The 18,085-nt window shown below is 72.1% G+C and carries 17 protein-coding genes; 9 read left to right on the plus strand and 8 right to left on the minus strand.

What is annotated here, in order from left to right:
- From GPA10_RS40640 to GPA10_RS40660, 5 genes are all read right to left on the minus strand, one after another.
- A partial coding sequence (locus GPA10_RS40640) for a 2-oxoglutarate dehydrogenase E1 subunit family protein (RefSeq protein WP_343041881.1) occupies positions 1 to 218 on the minus strand: 218 nt, incomplete at its 3' end.
- A 296-nt stretch (positions 219 to 514) separates the two neighbouring features.
- Positions 515 to 1,591 carry a HAMP domain-containing sensor histidine kinase gene (locus tag GPA10_RS40645; RefSeq protein ID WP_157169822.1) on the minus strand — a complete coding sequence of 359 codons (1,077 nt, stop codon included), beginning with the start codon at positions 1,589 to 1,591 and terminating at the stop codon, positions 515 to 517.
- 149 nt (positions 1,592 to 1,740) lie between these two features.
- Positions 1,741 to 2,481 carry a response regulator transcription factor gene (locus GPA10_RS40650; RefSeq protein WP_058849613.1) on the minus strand — a complete coding sequence of 247 codons (741 nt, stop codon included), beginning with the start codon at positions 2,479 to 2,481 and terminating at the stop codon, positions 1,741 to 1,743.
- A gap of 66 nt (positions 2,482 to 2,547) precedes the next feature.
- Positions 2,548 to 3,288 (minus strand): spermidine synthase family protein, encoded by a 741-nt coding sequence (locus tag GPA10_RS40655; RefSeq protein ID WP_157169801.1) that lies wholly within the window; start codon positions 3,286 to 3,288, stop codon positions 2,548 to 2,550.
- A gap of 189 nt (positions 3,289 to 3,477) precedes the next feature.
- Positions 3,478 to 4,275 (minus strand): hypothetical protein, encoded by a 798-nt coding sequence (locus GPA10_RS40660; RefSeq protein ID WP_157169802.1) that lies wholly within the window; start codon positions 4,273 to 4,275, stop codon positions 3,478 to 3,480.
- A 3-nt stretch (positions 4,276 to 4,278) separates the two neighbouring features.
- Between GPA10_RS40660 and GPA10_RS40665 the strand changes: the two genes are divergently transcribed.
- The 3 genes from GPA10_RS40665 to GPA10_RS40675 all read left to right on the plus strand — a co-directional run bounded on the left by GPA10_RS40665 (position 4,279) and on the right by GPA10_RS40675 (position 6,285).
- Positions 4,279 to 4,971 carry a rhomboid-like protein gene (locus tag GPA10_RS40665; RefSeq protein ID WP_425505893.1) on the plus strand — a complete coding sequence of 231 codons (693 nt, stop codon included), beginning with the start codon at positions 4,279 to 4,281 and terminating at the stop codon, positions 4,969 to 4,971.
- Positions 4,972 to 5,059: 88 nt separating this feature from the next.
- A complete protein-coding gene (locus GPA10_RS40670) occupies positions 5,060 to 5,539 on the plus strand; it encodes a PadR family transcriptional regulator (protein WP_246260645.1) in 480 nt (159 codons plus the stop codon).
- Between the two features lie 83 nt (positions 5,540 to 5,622).
- Positions 5,623 to 6,285 carry a hypothetical protein gene (locus tag GPA10_RS40675; protein WP_157169803.1) on the plus strand — a complete coding sequence of 221 codons (663 nt, stop codon included), beginning with the start codon at positions 5,623 to 5,625 and terminating at the stop codon, positions 6,283 to 6,285.
- 264 nt (positions 6,286 to 6,549) lie between these two features.
- Here the strand turns inward: GPA10_RS40675 and GPA10_RS40680 are convergent, their stop codons facing one another.
- Entirely contained in the window at positions 6,550 to 7,239 is a 690-nt protein-coding gene (locus GPA10_RS40680) for a GNAT family N-acetyltransferase (protein ID WP_157169804.1), read from the minus strand.
- Positions 7,240 to 7,445: 206 nt separating this feature from the next.
- Here GPA10_RS40680 and lon point away from each other — a divergent pair, with 206 nt between their 5' ends.
- Entirely contained in the window at positions 7,446 to 9,872 is a 2,427-nt protein-coding gene (gene lon, locus GPA10_RS40685; protein WP_157169805.1) for an endopeptidase La, read from the plus strand.
- Positions 9,873 to 10,162: 290 nt separating this feature from the next.
- On the opposite strand, the gene GPA10_RS40690 is transcribed toward lon, so the two are convergent.
- A complete protein-coding gene (locus GPA10_RS40690; RefSeq protein ID WP_157169806.1) occupies positions 10,163 to 11,032 on the minus strand; it encodes a lysozyme in 870 nt (289 codons plus the stop codon).
- 298 nt (positions 11,033 to 11,330) lie between these two features.
- Between GPA10_RS40690 and GPA10_RS40695 the strand changes: the two genes are divergently transcribed.
- On the plus strand, positions 11,331 to 11,825 hold the full coding sequence (locus tag GPA10_RS40695) for a MarR family winged helix-turn-helix transcriptional regulator (protein WP_058849787.1): 495 nt from the start codon (positions 11,331 to 11,333) through the stop codon (positions 11,823 to 11,825).
- Between the two features lie 126 nt (positions 11,826 to 11,951).
- Here GPA10_RS40695 and GPA10_RS40700 read toward each other — a convergent pair whose 3' ends face one another.
- On the minus strand, positions 11,952 to 12,797 hold the full coding sequence (locus GPA10_RS40700; protein WP_157169807.1) for a MerR family transcriptional regulator: 846 nt from the start codon (positions 12,795 to 12,797) through the stop codon (positions 11,952 to 11,954).
- Positions 12,798 to 13,235: 438 nt separating this feature from the next.
- Here GPA10_RS40700 and GPA10_RS40705 point away from each other — a divergent pair, with 438 nt between their 5' ends.
- The 4 genes from GPA10_RS40705 to GPA10_RS40720 are packed head-to-tail and all read left to right on the plus strand — an operon-like array spanning position 13,236 to position 18,076.
- The gene (locus GPA10_RS40705; RefSeq protein ID WP_343041882.1) at positions 13,236 to 16,430 is read left to right on the plus strand and encodes a sensor histidine kinase; all 3,195 of its coding nucleotides are present in this window, start codon (positions 13,236 to 13,238) and stop codon (positions 16,428 to 16,430) included.
- Positions 16,427 to 17,005: a roadblock/LC7 domain-containing protein gene (locus tag GPA10_RS40710; protein WP_241845173.1), complete on the plus strand. Its 579-nt coding sequence runs from the start codon at positions 16,427 to 16,429 to the stop codon at positions 17,003 to 17,005. The genes GPA10_RS40705 and GPA10_RS40710 overlap by 4 nt, the downstream gene beginning before the upstream one ends.
- The gene (locus tag GPA10_RS40715) at positions 17,005 to 17,418 is read left to right on the plus strand and encodes a DUF742 domain-containing protein (protein ID WP_058849605.1); all 414 of its coding nucleotides are present in this window, start codon (positions 17,005 to 17,007) and stop codon (positions 17,416 to 17,418) included. Before GPA10_RS40710 ends, GPA10_RS40715 begins: the two co-directional genes overlap by 1 nt.
- 10 nt (positions 17,419 to 17,428) lie before the next feature.
- Positions 17,429 to 18,076 (plus strand): GTP-binding protein, encoded by a 648-nt coding sequence (locus tag GPA10_RS40720; RefSeq protein ID WP_157169808.1) that lies wholly within the window; start codon positions 17,429 to 17,431, stop codon positions 18,074 to 18,076.
- The last annotated feature ends 9 nt before the right edge of the window (positions 18,077 to 18,085 follow it).

The following is an 18,085-nucleotide window of genomic DNA, read 5'->3' on the forward strand; positions in this document are numbered from 1 at the left end:
GGCTTGGCCGGGGCGGCGGCGACAGTGGCGCCCACGCCCGGCTTGTAGTCGGCGAAAAAGTCCCACCAGGCTCGGTCGACCGAATTCGGGTCCTGGAGGTACTGCTGATAGATCTCGTCGACGAGCCACTCATTGGGACCGAACGCGGCAGCAGGGTTCTTGCCCTGCGTTCCTTGGTCGGTCGTGGTGCTCGAGTTACTGGGGGACTGTGACGACACGGCGGCAACCGCCCTCTTCCGCTTCACAAGGTGATGGACAGCGGAAATAAAGGCTACGCCTCCATCGTCGTCCAGTGCAGACCGGGCCCGGCATCCGTCGCGCAAGTCACACCGGAAAGCTGGTTTCGGCGTGGGAAATGGCGGGAAACAAGCGGGGTTTGCCTACGCCGCCTCACCGCGTGGAGCCCTGATGTGGGCGATTGCACACGCCCTGGGTACGTCGACACGCGGTTACGGTCCCTGCCGCGCGCTGTGCACGCGCGAGGAGCACTTCCCCCTCGAACCTTACGTCAACTTCAATCTTCGGGCAGGCCCGGAAGAGTGACCCGGATGCGGCAGCCCCGGGCCGATTCGGCCACGCCTATGCGCCCGCCGTGCAGATCCACCGCCCAGCGCGCGATGGCGAGGCCGAGCCCGGTCCCGCCGTCACTGCCGGGCGGCACACCGGCGTGCGCGCCTCGGTTGAAGCGCTCGAAGACCCGGTGCCACTCCGACTCGGGAATGCCGGGACCCTCGTCCAGGACCTCCATGTCCAGGGACTCGGGGTAGGGGCCGCGCCGGGCGCGCACCGTCACGCGGCCGTGCGGCGGGCTGTGCTTGACCGCGTTGTCGATGAGGTTGGCCACCACCTGGTGCAGGCGCTCGGCGTCCGCGTGCGCGGTCAGCTCCGGCGGCGAGACGTCCAGGTGCAGATGGACGTCCGTACGGGTGTGCCGTCCGGAGCCGGACGGCATCCCCTTGCGCGCGGAGGCCACCATGTTGGCCTCCTTCAGGACACCCGACAGATAGGGCCACACTTCGAAGCGGCGTGCCCTCAGCGGTACGACACCGTTGTCGAGACGGGAGAGGTCGAGCAGCGTCTCCACCAGGCGGCCGAGCCGCTCGGTCTGCTTCAGGGCCGTGCGCATCGTCTCCGGGTCGGCGGCGGAGACACCGTCCACGACGTTCTCCAGGACGGCGCGCAGGGCCGCGATGGGGGTGCGCAGCTCGTGCGACACATTGGCGACGAGCTCCTTGCGCTGCTGGTCCTGGGCCTCCAGGTCGTCCGCCATGCGGTTGATCGTCGTCGCGACGTCACCGAGCTCGTCCCGCCGGTCGGCCCCGCGCACCCGGCGCGTGTAGTCGCCGAGCGAGACCGCGCGGGCCACCGAGTTCATCTCGTCCAGCGGCGCGGTGAGGCTGTGCGCCACGAACTGCGTGATGAGCAGGGTCGCGATCACCGAGAAGACGGTGATGAAGCGGAGCTCGGTCTCCGTCTCCATGGCCACCATCAGCAGCCCCGTGGTGATGAACACCGAGACGACGACCAGGGTGCCGAGCTTGGTCTTGATGGAGAACGGCCGCAGGCCCGCGAAAGGACCGTTCGGGCCCATGCCTCCGCCCCGGTCGCAGCGCCACCGCAGCGCCGGGACCCGGCCGGCCTCCACGGAGCCGCCGGGAGTCCCGTGGGCGCTGCCCGGCGTGCCGCTCAGGGCGCCGTGTGCCGTCCCGCCGGGGTCGGCGGCGGCACCTGGGTCCGCCGTCATGGCGTCGGCGTCTCCAGGGCGTAGCCGACGCCGTGGACCGTGCGGATGCGCTCCGCTCCGATCTTGCGGCGCAGTGCCTTGATGTGGCTGTCGACCGTGCGGGTGCCGGACGCGTCGGCCCAGTCCCACACCTCGGCGAGCAGCTGCTCACGCGAGAGCACCGCGCGCGGAGTGTTGGCGAGGCACACCAGGAGGTCGAACTCCGTGGGTGTCAGGTGCACGTCCTCACTGCGCACCCGCACACGCCGCTGCGCGTGGTCGATCTCCAGCTCCCCGAGGCGCAGGATGCCGCTGCGCGGGGTCGTGGCGGCGAGCGCCGCCCGCTCCACCCGGCGCAGCAGCACGTGCACGCGCGCGGCGAGCTCGCGCATCGAGAACGGCTTGGTCATGTAGTCGTCGGCGCCGACGCCGAGCCCGACCAGCATGTCCGTCTCGTCGTCCCGCGCGGTGAGCATCAGCACCGGAACCGGCCGCTGGGCCTGCACGCGACGGCAGACCTCCAGGCCGTCGAAGCCCGGCAACATGATGTCGAGGATCAGCAGATCCGGCTGCCAGGCCTGTGCTGTGTCCACTGCCGCAGGGCCGTCCGACGCCGTTTGCACGACGAAACCCTCGGCGCGCAGCCGGGCGGCGATGGCGTCGACGATCGTCGGGTCGTCCTCGACCACCAGTACTCGGCGCTGGGCGCCAGGCATCGCTGCCGTGGCGCTGTTGTGGGAGGTGTGTGTCTGCTCCATCGCCCCGCCCCTGACGTGATCGCTTGGTGTCCGGTCAGCAGAGTACGGGGCGTAACGGCACCTCGGCTACGCAGCCCTTGTCGCGAGATGCACCACGTCCGGTACGCCACGGGCAACGGTGATCTCTTCCGTACGTACCTGCTGGAACCCGGCATTCCGTAGAGCGGAGTCGAAAGCGGATGAGGGCTGGGCGGACCACACGGCGAGCACTCCGCCGGGGTTCAGCCGGGCCCGGCAGGCGGCGAGACCGGCCGGTGAATAGAGGCTTTCGTTGCTCTCGGTGACGGTCCAGTCGGGTCCGTTGTCGATGTCGAGGCACAGGGCGTCGTACGTCTCGGGGGCCGCGCTCGGGCGCGCGTCCCGTGCGCCGTCGGCGCCCGCGTTGGCGCCTGCGAATGGGCCGCTGACATATGCGATCAGGTCGGCGTGCACGATGTCCGTGCGCGGGTCGCGGAGCGCGTCCCGGGAGAGCGCGGAGAGCGGCCCTTCGCGGTGCCAGTCGATGATGGCCTGCTCGCGCTCGACCACGGTGATGCGGCCCCACCGCGGGTCCGCGGCCGCGTGGGCCAGGGAGAACCCGACTCCCAGTCCGCCGATGAGGACGCTCGGGCGGGGGTGCCCGTCGAGCGCTTCGCGGGCGGCGTCGACCAGGCGGCGCTCCGAGCGGCCGTCCGAGGTGTCCATCAGGAAAGTGCCGTTGGCAATGATCTGCAGCAGGTCTCCGTGGCGTCGTAGGACGACTTCTCCGTGAGGGCCTTCGCGCCGGTCGAGAACCACGGGGGGATCAGGTCGGTACGGGGTGCGCATCGGCCCATTCTCTCCATCCAGGCACCGGCTTCACCGGGATTTCCGCGCGCCTGCCGCACGCGCCCGGCGCCCGCTCCGGCGGAGGCGCCCACATGCCGCTCCTGCGACGCTGGAAGGGGTTATGAGGTTGATGCGAGCGCTTGTGACTCGCGTCTCACGTGGCGTCGGTCATAGACAGTGCGGGAACGATCAGTGAAGCGTGAACCGTGATCTATCCGTGATGGAAGATCCGCGAGGGAAATGGAAGATCCGCGAGAGAAGGAGCGCCTCGGGGTGAACCGGAGTGTGCGGGTTTCTGGCGGGGGCGCCGGGGTGGGTACTGAGGGGCGCGCGGTGATGCTTGGGGGCGCGGGTGGCGATGTGACTGGCGCCGTCGAAGCTGCCGGTGCGGTCGAAGCCGCCGACGCCGTCGAAGCCGCCGACGCCGCCGGTGCGGTCGAGGTCTCCGGCACGGTCGGGGTTGCCGGCGCGGTCGGGGTCGCCGGCGTGGCCGAAGCTGTCGGCGTGGCCGAAGTCGCCGACGCGGGGGTGGTCGCACCGTCCGTGGTCTCTGCCGAGGTGGTGGGCGTGTCGTCCGTGGCTGCTGTCGGGGTCGGGGTCGGGGTCGTGCCGACGCTTGGCGGTGTGCCGCGTCAGGCGGGTAGGCGGGAGGTTGTGGGGGGTTTGGAGGGGGTGGGGCCTGGGCGGTTGGGTGCCGATGGCTCCGTGGGCTTCGCTGGCCCCGTCGGCCTCGTCGATCTCGCTGGACCCGTCGATCTCGCTGGTCCCGTCGGCTCTGTTGATCCTGCTGGTTCTGAAGGGCCGGTTGGTGTTGCTGGTCCTGTTGGACTGGTCGGACCCGGACGACCCGTCGGACCCGAGGTGGCCCCTGAGGCTCCTGATGCTCGCGGAGCTCGTGGCGTTCACGGTGCTCTTGGTGTGCACGGTGCTCGTGGCGCCCACGGTGTGCGAGGTGCTCGTGCCGTGCATGGTGCGCGAGGTGCTCATGCCATGTGCGGTGCGCGAGGTGCTCGTGTCGTGTGCGGTGCGCGCCCGGTTCGGGGCCCGTGGGCCGGAATGCTGCGGCTGCGGCCGTGGCGGATCCTGCCGACGCCGACCGGAACGCCCTTCACGTTCGGATACGCCGCTCTCCTCCTCCTGACCTCGCTGTTCGCCGAGCACGCGGACCCGTCCTTCGTCTCCTCCCTGCATCAGGGGTCGAGCACCGACGTGGCGCACCTCGCGGACCGGCCGGTCTTCGTCCTCCTCGCCAGCGCGCTCTGGATCGCCGGTGGCATCACGTCGCCGTACGCCATCGTGTTCCTGCTGGTCCTGACGGCGCTGGAGCGCCGCATCGGCGGCCTGCGCACCGCGGGCGTATTCCTGCTCGGGCACGTCCTCGCCACCCTGGTCACCGAAGTCCCGGTCGGGCTCTCGGTCCTGGCCGGCCATCTTCCCGGCAGTTCCCTGCACCGGCTGGACTACGGCATCAGCTTCGGCGTCGCCGCCAGTGTCGGCGCCCTCGCCGGGCTGCTCACGCCGTGGGTGCGCTGGACCGTCCTCGCGGGGTTCGGCTGGATGCTCGTCGAGGACCTCGTGGCCTTCGCCGATCCGATGACCAACTGGGGCCATCTGCTGGCGCTTGTCGTGGGGGTGGCGACGTGGCCGCTGATCCGGCGACGGGGACTGCGACCCGCGGCCTGACCTCGTCTTATCCCTTCGCTCCTGCCGGAATGCAGACCTCCAGATAAATATCTTGCGGTGCAAGGCAATGGCGACTACCTTGTACTGCATGACAAAGGAACTGTCCGCGTCGCACGACCAGCGGCGCAGTCAGTTGCTGCGCGGGGTGCTCGACCTGTGCCTGCTGGCTCTCATCGGCGAACGCCCTCGATACGGCTATGAATTCGTGGAGGCCCTGACCGAGAGCGGTCTCGACCTCGTGAGCGAGGGCAGCATCTATCCCTTGCTCGCCCGCATGGAGCGAGCGGGGCTGGTCGACTCCTATCGCGCGCCGTCCTCCGCGGGCGGAGCTCCGCGCAAGTACTACCGCCTCACCGAGGCGGGCGCGGCCGAGCTGGCCGCCGGCCGCGCCACCTGGAGCACCTTCACGGTGGCGGTCTCCAGAACGCTGCACGACGAGCGGTGTGAGCACGACGAGCGGTGTGAGCACGACGAGCGGTGTGAGCACGACGAGCGGTGTGAGCAGGGCGAGCAGGGCGGGCGGAGAGAGCAGGCCGGGCAGAGCCCGTGGACCGGGCAGGGCCCGTAGGGATCAGCAGCAGAGCGACTGGGGGGACGCAGGACATGACACATCAGGCGACGAGCGAGAAAACGGTCCGTGACGGCGCGCGCGTGACCACGCCCGCACGCAATCCAGGGGCCGGGCCCGGTCCCGCATCCGACCCCGGACCGGGCGAGAGCCCCGGACCGGGCCAGACAGCCGCGACCGCGGAACGGACCCGCGTCCTGGCGATCTGCCGCAGCAACTGGGAGTACAGAGGCATCGACGACGCCTCCCTGCGCGAGATGCTGGCCGAACTGTCCGCGCACCTCGAGGAGGCCGCGGCGGCGGGCCGCTCCGCCCAGGAGGTGGTCGGGCCGGACGCCAAGGCGTTCGCCGCGACCTGGGCCCGAGCGCGGACACCCCTGCACCTGCGGGTGCTGCGGATGGCGGCGCTCACCCCCTTCGTCCTCGGTGCGCTGTTGCTCTTCACGCACCTGATCGACTGGACGCTCACCTTGTCCGTCGAGGCGCCGCGGCTGGCGTTCTACGCGGTGATACTCGTCGGCACCGTGGTCGTCGAGACAAGGCGCGGCTCCCTCGGCCTCAAGGGCTGGCTGGTCGTCGGCGGGTTGGGAGTAGCCCTCGCACAACTCTCCTTGTCGCTTACCGGGGACGAGGCTCTGTTCCGGATGCCGCTCTGGGCGACGCTGCTGCTGATGGTGCCCGGACTGCCGTACGCGTACGTGGACACCCGCGCGAGAAAGACCGCCGCCGCGACAGCCGCCGAGTAGGCCGCCGCACGGGCCGACCCGGTTTCTGGGTCGACCTGGGCCTCCGGGCCGCCCCGGTCTCCGGCTAGCCCCGGCGCTTAGGTCGCCCCGGCCTGTGGACCGCCCCGGTCTTCGGACCGCCTCGGCCTCCGAACAAACCCCGCCTCAGGGCCGCTCCACCTGAGGGGCGCCCTCCCCCCAGGGGTACTCACCCCAGGGCCGCCCTCACCCCAGGGGCACGCCATCCCAGGGCCGCCCCGGTCTCAACGCCCAGGCCTCCCGCTCTCAGGACTCCTCCGGTCCCTTCCGCCGTGCGCTCGTGAGGCCCGCGGCCACCCGCCACCCCAGGGATTCGTACAGGGCGCGTCCGTCGGGAGTGCCCGCCAGTACGCCGAACTCCGCGCCCTGCTCGAAGGCGGCGGCCGCCAGGGTGCGCATGATGAGGCTGCCCAGGCCCTTGCGGCGGTGCTCCGGGGACGTCTCTATCTGGTCGGCGACCGCGGTGCGGCCGGTCGGCGCGATCTGGCCGCGGGCCACCCAGGCGCCGTCGGTGGTGGCGAGCATCGCGCGGACCACGCCGCCGCGCGACCAGGTGCGCAGGCGGTAGCCGTCGGGGGCGATCAGGCGGTCCGGGGTGGCGCGGGCGAGGGGCACGGTCATCAGGTAGCCGGGTTCGGGGTCCACCCACCATTCGGGGCCGAGCCAGGGGGCGACGCGGTCGGCGTGGTCGAAGGCCTTCAGCCACACATCGGCGCCGTTCACCGACGCGGCGACCTTGCGGACGTCGGCCTCGTGGAGGTCCCCACCCGTGGCGGCGAGGACGTGCCTGGTGGGGTGCTTGATCTGGCCGACGTCCACGGTGAAGCCCCACGGTTCCACGAACGGCGGTGAGGCTCCGCGGGAGACGACCCAGCCGTCGACCCAGGCGCGTACGGCTTCGCCGCCCGACAGCCGGGCTCCTTCTGTGCCGTGCATGGAGCACTCCTTCGGATTCAGAGAGCGGGCCGGAGAAAGGCCGAGCCACCCCAACGAGTAATAGCTGCAAGGCGTGAATGAACCTTACTTAGGGGGTTTCTGGAGGCGACAGGGGTGATCGCTCACAGCGAACGCGGCCGAGGAACATTCGGGGGCTCACAAGCATTGAGTCGATATAGCTCAACTTGAATGCCGAAGGGGAGATCATGTCTGCTGAGTCTGTTGCGTCAGGGGCGAACGCGCCGCTTGCCCTGCCCGTGCTGCCGCTCGACGACGAGGTCGTGCTGCCCGGCATGGTGGCGCCGTTCGACCTGTCCGACGCCGATGTACGCGCTGCGGTGGAGGCCGCTCAGGCCGCCGCGCGGTCCAGTGGAAGCAGTAGCAAGCCGAAGGTGCTGCTTGTTCCTCGGATCGACGGGACGTACGCGGCCACGGGTGTGCTCGGTACGGTCGAGCAGGTGGGCCGGCTCGCGGACGGGGATCCCGGGGCGCTGATCCGGGCGCGCGGCCGGGTGCGCATCGGGGCGGGCACGACCGGTCCCGGCGCGGCCCTGTGGGTGGAGGGCACCCGTATCGAGGAGACGGTGCCGGACCCGCTGCCCGGTGCCACGGTGGAGCTGGTCAAGGAGTACAAGGCGCTGGCCACGAGCTGGCTGAAGAAGCGCGGTGCCTGGCAGGTCGTCGACCGCGTGCAGCAGATCGACGACGTGTCCGCGCTCGCGGACAACTCCGGGTACTCGCCGTTCCTCACCGCCGAGCAGAAGATCGAGCTCCTGGAGACCGAGGACCCCACGGCACGCCTGAAGCTGGCTACCGAGCAGCTGCGGGAGCACCTGGCCGAGCAGGATGTGGCCGAGTCCATCGCCAAGGACGTGCAGGAGGGCGTGGACAAGCAGCAGCGCGAGTTCCTGCTGCGGCGCCAGCTGGACGCCGTGCGCAAGGAGCTGCGGGAGCTCAACGGCAAGGACGGCGAGGACGAGTCCGACGACTACCGCGCCAGGGTCGAGGCGGCCGACCTGCCGGAGAACGTGCGTGAGGCGGCGCTGAAGGAAGTCGAGAAGCTGGAGCGCGCGAGCGACCAGTCGCCCGAGGGCTCCTGGATCCGCACATGGCTGGACACGGTGCTCGAACTGCCGTGGAACGAGCGGACGGAGGACGCGTACGACATCAAGGGCGCCCAGGAGATCCTCGATGCCGAGCACGCGGGCCTGGAGGACGTGAAGGAGCGCATCACCGAGTACCTGGCGGTGCGCAAGCGGCGCACGGACCGCGGCATGGGAGTCGTCGGCGGACGCCGCGGCGGCGCGGTCCTGGCCCTGGTGGGGCCGCCCGGTGTCGGCAAGACCTCGCTCGGTGAGTCCGTGGCGCATGCGATGGGGCGCAAGTTCGTGCGGGTCGCGCTCGGCGGTGTGCGGGACGAGGCGGAGATCCGCGGGCACCGGCGGACGTACGTGGGCGCGCTGCCCGGACGGATCGTGCGGGCCGTCAAGGAGGCCGGGTCCATGAACCCGGTGGTTCTGCTCGACGAGATCGACAAGGTCGGCTCGGACTTCCGGGGCGACCCGGCGGCGGCGCTCCTCGAAGTGCTCGACCCGGCGCAGAACCACACTTTCCGCGACCACTACCTGGAAGTCGAACTCGACCTGAGCGACGTGGTGTTCCTCGCGACGGCCAACGTCCTGGAGGCGATCCCGGAGGCGCTGCTCGACCGTATGGAGCTGGTCAGGCTCGACGGGTACACGGAGGACGAGAAGGTCGTCATCGCCCGTGACCATCTGGTGCCGCGTCAGCTGGACCGGGCGGGGCTCGGCGACGGCGAGGTGACGATCGGTGAGGAGGCGCTGCGCAAGCTGGCGGGGGAGTACACCCGCGAGGCGGGCGTGCGCAATCTGGAGCGGTCCGTGGCCCGGCTCCTGCGCAAGGTCGCGGCACAGCACGAACTGGGCGAGCGGGAGCTTCCGTTCACGGTCGGAGCGGACGATCTGCGGGGGCTCATCGGGCGCCCCCACCACGTTCCGGAGTCGGCGCAGGACCCGGCGGAGCGCCGTACGGCGGTGCCCGGGGTGTCCACGGGGCTCGCGGTCACCGGAGCGGGCGGCGACGTGCTGTTCGTCGAGGCCTCCCTCGCCGACCCCGAGACGGGTGCGGCGGGACTGACGCTGACGGGGCAGCTCGGTGACGTGATGAAGGAGTCCGCGCAGATCGCGCTCTCCTTCCTGCGCTCGCACGGCGCGGAGCTGGAGCTTCCCGTGGGTGATCTGAAGGACCGGGGTGTGCACATCCACTTCCCGGCGGGCGCGGTGCCGAAGGACGGCCCGAGCGCGGGCGTCACGATGACGACGGCCCTGGCGTCGCTGCTGAGCGGCCGGCTTGTCCGTACGGACGTGGCGATGACCGGTGAGGTGTCGCTGACGGGCCGGGTGCTGCCCATCGGCGGGGTGAAGCAGAAGCTGCTCGCCGCGCACCGGGCGGGGATCACCACCGTGGTGATCCCCAAGCGGAACGAGCCGGATCTGGACGACGTTCCGGCCGAGGTCCTGGAGAAGCTGGACGTGCACGCGGTGACGGACGTCCGCCAGGTCCTGGAGCTCGCGCTGGCGCCGGCCGAGGTGCGGGTGCCCGCGGCGGCATGACGGTACGACGAGGGCGCCTGCGCGGTGCACAACTGGCCGTGCGGGCCCAACCCGGCCGCGGTGCACAACTGGCCGTGCGGGCCCAACCCGGCCGCGGTGCACAACTGGCCGCGCGGGCGCGACCCGGGGTTCCCGCCGCGGCGTGACGGGCGCGGCGGGAGGTGAAGGCCCGGGATCCCCGCGGATCCCGGGCCTTGCCGCCTGCGCGAAGGGGCGCGCGCGGGCTGACGAGGGGCCCGCGCGGGCGGTGCGAAGGGGCCGCGCGCGGGCTGTGCGAGGACTGCGTGGGGCTAGCCGTTGGCCAGGGCCTGGACGCGGTCGTAGGCGCCGTTGAACTTGTTGTGGTCGCCGACGACGGGACCGGTGGAGGTGTACTGCCACATGGTGTGGAAGCCCCAGCCGGCCGGGAGTTCGCCGGGGGTCGTGTTGTAACGGGCGATCCACAGGGGGTTGCTGGCGCCGAAGCCGCCGTAGTTGCCCGTGCACTGCTTCCACCAGGTGGTGGCGGTGTAGATGACGGCGTCGCGGCCGGTGCGTGCCTTGTAGGTGGCGAGGAAGTCGCGGATCCAGTCGACCATCGCGCCCTGCGACTTGCCGAAGCAGGCGGCGCCGTAGGGGTTCCACTCGATGTCGAGGGCGCCGGGCAGGGTCCTGCCGTCGCGGGACCAGCCGCCGCCGTTGCTCGCGAAGTAGTTGGCCTGGGCGGCGCCGCTGGAGGTGTCGGGGGTGGCGAAGTGGTAGGCGCCGCGGATCATGCCGATGTTGTAGGAGCCGTTGTACTGCTGGGCGAAGTAGGGGTTCTTGTAGGAGGTGGACTCCGTCGCCTTGACGTAGGCCCACTTCACGCCGCTGTTCCACAGGGCCGACCAGTTGACGTTGCCCTGGTGGCTGCTGACGTCGACGCCCTCGGTCTGGGCGGCGGAGCCGCCGCTCGGGCGGCCGCCCCGGCCGTCGTGCTCGACGACTCCCATGCCCATGCGGGCGGTGCCGCGCTGCGGGACGTCGTCACCGCGGGCGGAACGGCCGTCGGACGTGTCGGCGGATTGCGCCGCGCCGGGCAGGGTGAGCAGCAGGGCGAGTGCGGAGAGGGCGGCGAGGAGAATGCCGACCGCGTGGGGGTGCTGTCCGCGGCGGGCCGTACCGGGTCTGTGCACGGGCATGGCGTGCCTCCGAAAGGCCTCATGGAGCCCCTGTGCTGGCGCGCGGCGCCCTGCGTGTGGCTCACGGTTCCCACGTCGCGGGGGAGGGCGCGCGGTACGTAGGGGCTCGGTGGGGGGACCTGTCGACATGTCGCTGGTGTGAACATGTCAGCAAAGACGCTACGCACGTAGACCGTGTGAGGGAAGGGGCACCGGTGCCCGCCGTTGGTCTACGCCTGCGAAATACTGGGCGAGCTGCGGCGATGGCCGCGGTCGGCGGAAACTTTCAGGATCGGGAAAGTGTGGCATGGGTGCTGACATGCGCGAGGACGCGGCTCACGGCGGCGGGGCCGAGGCGGGCGGGGCGGCGGCCGAAGGTGGTGTGGACCACGAGTTCCTCTCCCTGGAGCGCGAGTTGACCCTGCTGCTCCGCCGGGCGCGGGCCTCGTCCGGAGAGATGGCCCGGCAGGTGCACCCGGAACTGGAGCCGGCGGCGTACGGGCTGCTCGCGTTCCTCGACGAGTCGGGGCCGCGGCGCGCCACCGATCTCGCCGCGTTCATCGGGGTCGGCAAGGCGACGATGAGCCGCCAGTTGCGCAGCCTGGAGCAGTTGGGCCTGGTCGCGCGGGAGCCGGACCCCGCCGACGGCAGGGCCTGGCTCGTGCGGCTCACCGACGGGGGGCGGTCGCGGTTCCGTACGGTGCGGGTCGCGCGGCGTGCGCGGTATGTCCGGCAGCTCGCCGGGTGGGACCGGGGGGAGGTCGCCGAGCTGGCGCGGCTGCTGCACAAACTCAACATCGGGGCGGAGTCCTGAGGCCGTGACCCGAGCCGCCGCTTCGCGGCGGATGGCTCCCACGCGCTCCACGTGCTCCACGCGCTCCACGCGCTCCACCCGCTTCCCCGCGCCGTGAGGTGGGCCTCGCGCCCCCCGGCCACCCCCTCACAGCTCGCCGTACACCACCGCCGCATCGTCATGCCGCTTCCCGCGCGGGAACAGCGTGCCGTCCGGGTCGGCGCGCTCCGCCTCCCGTACGCGGTCGACGAGCGCCTGCGGGCCGCTCTTGCGCAGCAGCGCGAGGCACTCCGCCCAGTCGCCCTCGCGGAACGTCTCCACCCAGCGCCCGGCGCCGTCGGTCAGGGCCGCGAAGGAGGTGACGGCGGAGCGGGGCCGCTCGCCGGTGACCGCGAGGGCCGCCGTCGCGGGATCCGCCGCGGCCGTGAAGAAGCCGCCCTCGGCGTTCCGCAGCGCCTCGACCGCCGCGGCGTACCGGCCGCCCGCCGCCTGTCGCTCCGCCGAGCCCCGCGGCAGCGCCCGCACCTCGTCGCGCAGCGCGCCGATCGACGGCGGAAGCTGCGCGAGCCGCTGGTCGAGGACCGCCTCGACCGTGCCGTCGGGGCCCGCGAGGAGCAGCGCCGAGTCCGAGAGGACGAGATGCTCGAACCGCTCCTCGTCCCACCGCGCGAGGACCACCGTTGCCTGTGGGGTGCGTGGGTGAGAAAGGTCACAGGTGTCACGGTGTGTGTCCGCGGTGCGCGAGATGGCCGCCGCGAGAATCTCAGTCAGCGTCATATCCCGGAGTGAAACGGACAGTTCGCTCAGCGCGCCGCCGAGGCGGGCCGTGAACCACGGAACGGAATGCAGGCAGCCCACGTCCTCCGCAGGGGGCGTCACGCCGTCCAGGAGCACCAGCGATCCGCCCTGCCCGGACGCGGGGAGCGCCACCGATGCGTAGTCCTCGTTGGGGCGGTTCGGGTCGCCGGGCTCGGTTGCCAGTTCGATGCGCATGCCGTCAGTCTGCATGAGGTCCGCAATGGATCCCCGGGTCTGCGCGGCGGGCGTGAGAAGCGTGACAGCGGCAGGTCAGGGGCCGGTTTTCGTCGGAATGGGCCGCTCCGGCGAGAGTGTGGCGGCGCATCTTGCCAAAGCCGCCCACGGACGTCCAACCGGGCCACCGCGGGCAGCCCTCAGGACACTCAGGGTGACTTGCCCACCAACTCCCTGCCGATGTTCACTCCTTCAGGTGGCCAGGCAGGCGATGCGCGACTGCTGCGCACCGGCACTGGAATCGTCTGCGAAGGTCGGGATCCAGGCTGGCGGCGCTCGCGTTGACGGATCGTCACCCGGGCCCTAGGGCAGACGAAAACAGGAATGCGAGCACCGGTGCAAGAGATGCGGCCTCGGCGCGAAGGCAGGCAGAAGGCCCCGGAAGGGAACCCGCAGGGCGTGACCTCTCCCGCGAAACCGGGATCCGCCGCAGCGGACCGGACTCCGGAGCCCGGCGCGGGCACCGCGGGGACGCCGTCCCCCGACCAGGACCCCGCGTCCCCCGACCGGAACCCGGCGTCCCCCGACCGGAACCCGGCGTCCCCCGACCGGAACCCGGCGTCCCCCGACCGGAACCTCGCATCCCTCGCGGAGCCCCCGTCTCCCGCTCCCGCGCAGACCCCGCCCGCCGAGGACCGCACCCCGGGCGCCCCGGGCTCCCCGGGCACCCCGGGCACCCCACCCTCCGAGGACCGGACCCCAGGCACCCCGGGCACCCCAGGTACCCCAGGCACCCCGGTCACCCCAGCCCCACCCCCAAAACCCACCCCACCCGCACCCCCCAAAGCCCGAGTCCGCAACCGCCTCCTCGTCGCCGTCCTCGTCGTCGCCGCCACCGTCGCCGGGGCCGGCGCCCCCGTCGTCGTCAGCGCGTCGCGTCAACTGAACGAGTCGCAGAGCCTGGTGACGCTCTCCGAACTCACCCAGCAGGCCATCACGCTCAGTCACTCCCTGGCCGACGAGCGCGACGAGGTCACCGCGTACATCGCCGCCGGCCGCCCCGACGGCAAAGGGCTGTCGGAGGACCGCAGCGCCCGCGTGGACCGGCGGACGGAGGAACTGCGCGAGGCCGCCGCCGACGCCAGCACCAACGGCTCCGTCACCAAGGGACTGCGCCGCGACCTCACCCGGCTCGCGTCCGTGCGCAGAGCCGCCCTCACGGGCGACATGAGCGCGCTCGACGCACACAAGGCGTACGCCAAGGCCATCGGCGAACTGCACGGCCTCACCCGCGAACTGGCCGAGAAGCTCCCGCCGCGTGCGGGCTCGGGGACGTACGCCCTCGCCGACCTCGACCACGCCGTCGACCAGGCCGGTGCCGCGCGCGGCCTGCTCCTCGCCGCGCTCGCCGTGCCCCGCCCCGCGTCGACCGGCAGCACCGTCGACCCCGTCACCGGCCTGCCCGTCTCCTCCGGGTCCGCGGGCGGCGACAGCGAGGAGGACGGACGCCGCGACGGCCTCAGTGCCGCCGCCCAACAGGCCCACGTACGGGAACTCGCCGCCCTCGCCGACTTCGACGACGCCGCGCCCGCGGAGGCCCGCGGCACCTACGAGTCGACCGTCACCGGCAACGGCGTGACCACCGCCGAGCAGTATCTGACCCGCCTCACCGACGAGTCCCGGCTCTCCGCCGCCGACCGCCGCCTGGACCGGGGGAAGCTGGACGCCGCGCTGTCCGCGCGCATCGAGGCCATGCGCAGCGCCGAGAACGCGCTCGCCGGTGAGCGCACCCGGAGCCTGGGCGCACTGCGCGACGAGGACGTCACCGCCCTGGAGCTGCGCATCGCGCTCGTCGGCGCGCTGCTGCTCCTCGCCGTCGGCGTGTGCATGGGGACGGCCCGCTCGCTGACCCGTCCGCTCGCCGTGCTGCGCCTCGGCTCGGCGCGGATCGCGGCGGCGCCCGCGACCGAGGAGCCGGTGCGCTTCACCGGCCGCGACGACGAGTTCGCCGCCGTCGTACGGTGCGTCAACTCCCTGCACGGCCACGCCGTCGCCCTTCAGGAACGCCTCACCACGCTGGAGTCCGACCGCAAGCACCTGATCGGGCAGCGGCAGACGATGGCCGACGCCCGGCAGGCCATGGCCGACGAGCGCGACGCGCTGCGCGCCGAACTCGCCGAGGCGGCCGTCCACCTGGAGCGGGTGCGGCGCGGCATCCACGGCACGTTCGTCAACCTCGCGCTGCGCACGCTCGGCCTCGTCGAACGGCAGCTCGCCGTCATCGAGAGCCTGGAGGAGCGCGAGCAGGACCCCGACCGCCTCGCCACGCTCTTCAAGCTCGACCACTTCGCCACCGTCACCCGCAGGCACAGCGAGAACCTGCTCGTCCTCGCCGGAGCCGAGCACGGCCATCAGCACGCGGATCCGGTGCCGCTCGTCGACGTCGTACGCGCCGCGGTCAGCGAGATCGAACGGTACGAGCGGGTCCGTATCGCGGCGCTTCCGCCGCACGCCCACATCGCCGGGTTCGCCGCCGACGACATCAGCCACCTGGTCGCCGAACTCCTGGAGAACGCGACCTCCTTCTCGCCGCCCGACGCCGCCGTCGAAGTCTCCGGCTGGCTCCTGGAGAACGGCGAGGTCATGCTCTCCGTGCAGGACGAGGGCATCGGCGTCGGCCCCGACCGCCTTGAGGAACTCAACGCGCGGCTCGCGGAGTTCTCCGCCGACGACGTGTACGACCACGAGAGCGACGACGGACTCGGGCTCGGCCTCTATGTGGTGGCCCGGCTGGCCGCCCGGCACGGGGCCCGGGTGCGGCTGCGCGAGCAGAAGCAGGGCGGCGTGGCCGCGGTCGTCGTCCTGCCCGACGGGATCCTCGCCGCGCCGCCCGCCGTGGACGAGCCCCGCGCGGTCCCCGGCACCGGCGACGACGGTCCCCTTGTGCACCTGCCCGGCTCCGAGGCCGAGGCCAACTCCAACGTCCTGCCGTCCCGCGCGGGCGACAGGGACCCCCTGATCGACGCCGCGGAGACGACACTCGAACTCCTGGCACCGCCCGTCCCGGCGGACCACCCGGACGAGGCGGAGCCGCACGCGCGACCGGACGACGGGGCGCCGCCGGAGGAGTCCGCCCGCCCGAAACCGGCGGCGCAGGCCCCGGCGGAGCCCGACGCGGCGCTCCCGGCGGAGGAACCGCCGCAGGACGAGGCACCCGTGCGCCGGTCTCCGCTCCCGCGCAGGTCCCCTTCCGTACCGGAGCCGAGGCCCGTACCGGCGGCCGAGCGGGAAGGAACCGCGCCGGACGCCGCCGCGCCGGTCCTCACCTCCAAGGGGCTGCCGAAGCGCACCCCGAAGGTCAGCGCGCCCACCGGCGGGACCGCGCCGGAGTCGCGGGCCGCGGTGGACCCCGAGGACCTGCGCCGTCGGCTCGGCGGCTTCCAGCGGGGAGCGAACGACGGCCGCCGCGACGTGGCCGCGGAGCTGGCAGGGAGGACCGCGGGCACCGCCGAACGCAGCCGCGCCCCAGGCGAGACCGAAGGCGACCGCACCGAAGGCGACCGCACCGAAGGCGACCGCACCGCAAGCAACCGCACCGAAGGCAACCGTGCCGCAGATGTTCCGGGGGACCCAGTCGAGGAGGCAAGCAGTTGACTGCGCCCATGCGCACGCCCGGTTCTTCCATCGAGCCCACAGGACCCGACGGGACGAAGAAGCCCGACGCGCCCGACGTGCCCGACGTGAACGAGAGCGACGAACCCCTCGCGTACGGACTCAGCAGCGAGGCCCGCAACCTGCACTGGCTGCTGACCAACCTGGTCGACGAGGTGTCCGGCATCCTCTCGGTCGCCGTCGTCTCGTCCGACGGGCTCCTCCTGCTCTCCTCGGACCCCGCGCGCAACGCCGAGCGCCGTCCCGCGACGAGCCCGACCGGGCCCAGGGGCTCCAGCGCCGACCTGGCCACCATCGTGTCCGGCCTCGGCAGCCTCACCGTCGGTGCGGCCCGGCTCATGGAGGGCGGCAAGGTCCGGCAGACCGTCGTCGCCATGGCGGAGGGCAGCCTGTTCGTGATGGCCATCAGCGACGGCTCGCTGCTCGGAGTGCACGCGACGCCGGACTGCGACATGACGGTCGTCGCGTACCACATGGCGCTCTTCGTCGGCCGGGCCGGACACGTCCTGACGCCCGAACTCCGCAGCGAGCTGCGGCAGTCGATGGAGAGCGCCTGATGAGCGCCGTCCCGAGGCTGCCGGTGCGCGGCGGCGACCGCAAACCCGCGCGGGTGCGCCCGTACTCGCTGACCGGCGGCCGCACCCGCTTCGGCCACGTCCTGCTCGTCGAGACGTTCGTGGCCGCCAACCCCGCCATCGAAGCGCCCGAGGGGCGGCGCGAGCTGGACCGGGGGGACGCGCCGGCGCTCCGGGGGATGCCGGAGATGCGGGCCATCGTCGAGATCTGCCGCCGTATGCGTACGGTCGCCGAGATCTCGGCGCTCCTGAAGATGCCGCTCGGCGTGGTCCGCGTACTCCTCAGCGACCTCGCCGACCAGGGAAAGATCCGCGTGTACGGAACGGGCCACGGCCCCGGGCAGCCGAACCGCGCACTGCTCGAAAGGGTGCTGAGTGGACTCCGTCGTCTCTGACGCCGACGACATGACAGGCGCGACAGCCGTGACCGCGGCCGAACTCCTCGACGCCGATGCCGATGCCGACGCCGAGGAGGAACTCCAGGCCTGGCAGACCGACCGCACCCGCGCGCCCACCGCCACGAAGATCGTCGTCGCGGGCGGCTTCGGCGTGGGCAAGACGACGCTCGTCACCGTCGTCTCCGAGATCACGCCCCTGCGGACGGAGGCGCTGATGACGCAGGCCAGCGCCGACACCGACGACCTGAGCGCGACCCCGGAGAAGACCACGACCACGGTCGCCATGGACTTCGGCCGCATCACCCTGGACGACGACCTCGTCCTGTACCTGTTCGGCACACCGGGCCAGCAGCGCTTCTGGTTCATGTGGGACGACCTCGTACGCGGCGCGATCGGCGCCGTCGTGCTCGCCGACACCCGCCGCCTCACCGACTGCTTCCCGGCGCTCGACTACTTCGAGAGCTGTGGGCTGCCCTACGTCGTGGCCGTGAACCACTTCGAGGGCACCGAGCGGTACGAGGCCGAGGACGTGCGCGAGGCGCTGACGGTACCCGACCGCGTACCCGTCATGATCATGGACGCGCGGCAGCGGATCCCGGTGATCGAGTCGCTGCTCGCCCTGGTGGGCCACGCACTGGACCACGCCCCCGAGTAGGACGCACGG

The organism is Streptomyces typhae, assembly GCF_009755605.1.
GTDB classification, from domain to species: Bacteria; Actinomycetota; Actinomycetes; order Streptomycetales; family Streptomycetaceae; genus Streptomyces; species Streptomyces typhae.

Bases quoted from the DNA above. Each gene is read 5' to 3' on its own strand.
- GPA10_RS40645 (WP_157169822.1), bottom strand. From the start codon at position 1,591: ATGGGCCCGAACGGTCCTTTCGCGGGCCTGCGGCCGTTCTCCATCAAG.
- GPA10_RS40650 (WP_058849613.1), bottom strand. From the start codon at position 2,481: ATGGAGCAGACACACACCTCCCACAACAGCGCCACGGCAGCGATGCCT.
- GPA10_RS40655 (WP_157169801.1), bottom strand. From the start codon at position 3,288: ATGCGCACCCCGTACCGACCTGATCCCCCCGTGGTTCTCGACCGGCGC.
- GPA10_RS40660 (WP_157169802.1), bottom strand. From the start codon at position 4,275: ATGAGCACCTCGCGCACCATGCACGGCACGAGCACCTCGCACACCGTG.
- GPA10_RS40665 (WP_425505893.1), top strand. From the start codon at position 4,279: ATGTGCGGTGCGCGAGGTGCTCGTGTCGTGTGCGGTGCGCGCCCGGTT.
- GPA10_RS40670 (WP_246260645.1), top strand. From the start codon at position 5,060: ATGACAAAGGAACTGTCCGCGTCGCACGACCAGCGGCGCAGTCAGTTG.
- GPA10_RS40680 (WP_157169804.1), bottom strand. From the start codon at position 7,239: ATGCACGGCACAGAAGGAGCCCGGCTGTCGGGCGGCGAAGCCGTACGC.
- lon (WP_157169805.1), top strand. From the start codon at position 7,446: ATGTCTGCTGAGTCTGTTGCGTCAGGGGCGAACGCGCCGCTTGCCCTG.
- GPA10_RS40690 (WP_157169806.1), bottom strand. From the start codon at position 11,032: ATGCCCGTGCACAGACCCGGTACGGCCCGCCGCGGACAGCACCCCCAC.
- GPA10_RS40695 (WP_058849787.1), top strand. From the start codon at position 11,331: ATGCGCGAGGACGCGGCTCACGGCGGCGGGGCCGAGGCGGGCGGGGCG.
- GPA10_RS40700 (WP_157169807.1), bottom strand. From the start codon at position 12,797: ATGCGCATCGAACTGGCAACCGAGCCCGGCGACCCGAACCGCCCCAAC.
- GPA10_RS40715 (WP_058849605.1), top strand. From the start codon at position 17,005: ATGAGCGCCGTCCCGAGGCTGCCGGTGCGCGGCGGCGACCGCAAACCC.
- GPA10_RS40720 (WP_157169808.1), top strand. From the start codon at position 17,429: ATGACAGGCGCGACAGCCGTGACCGCGGCCGAACTCCTCGACGCCGAT.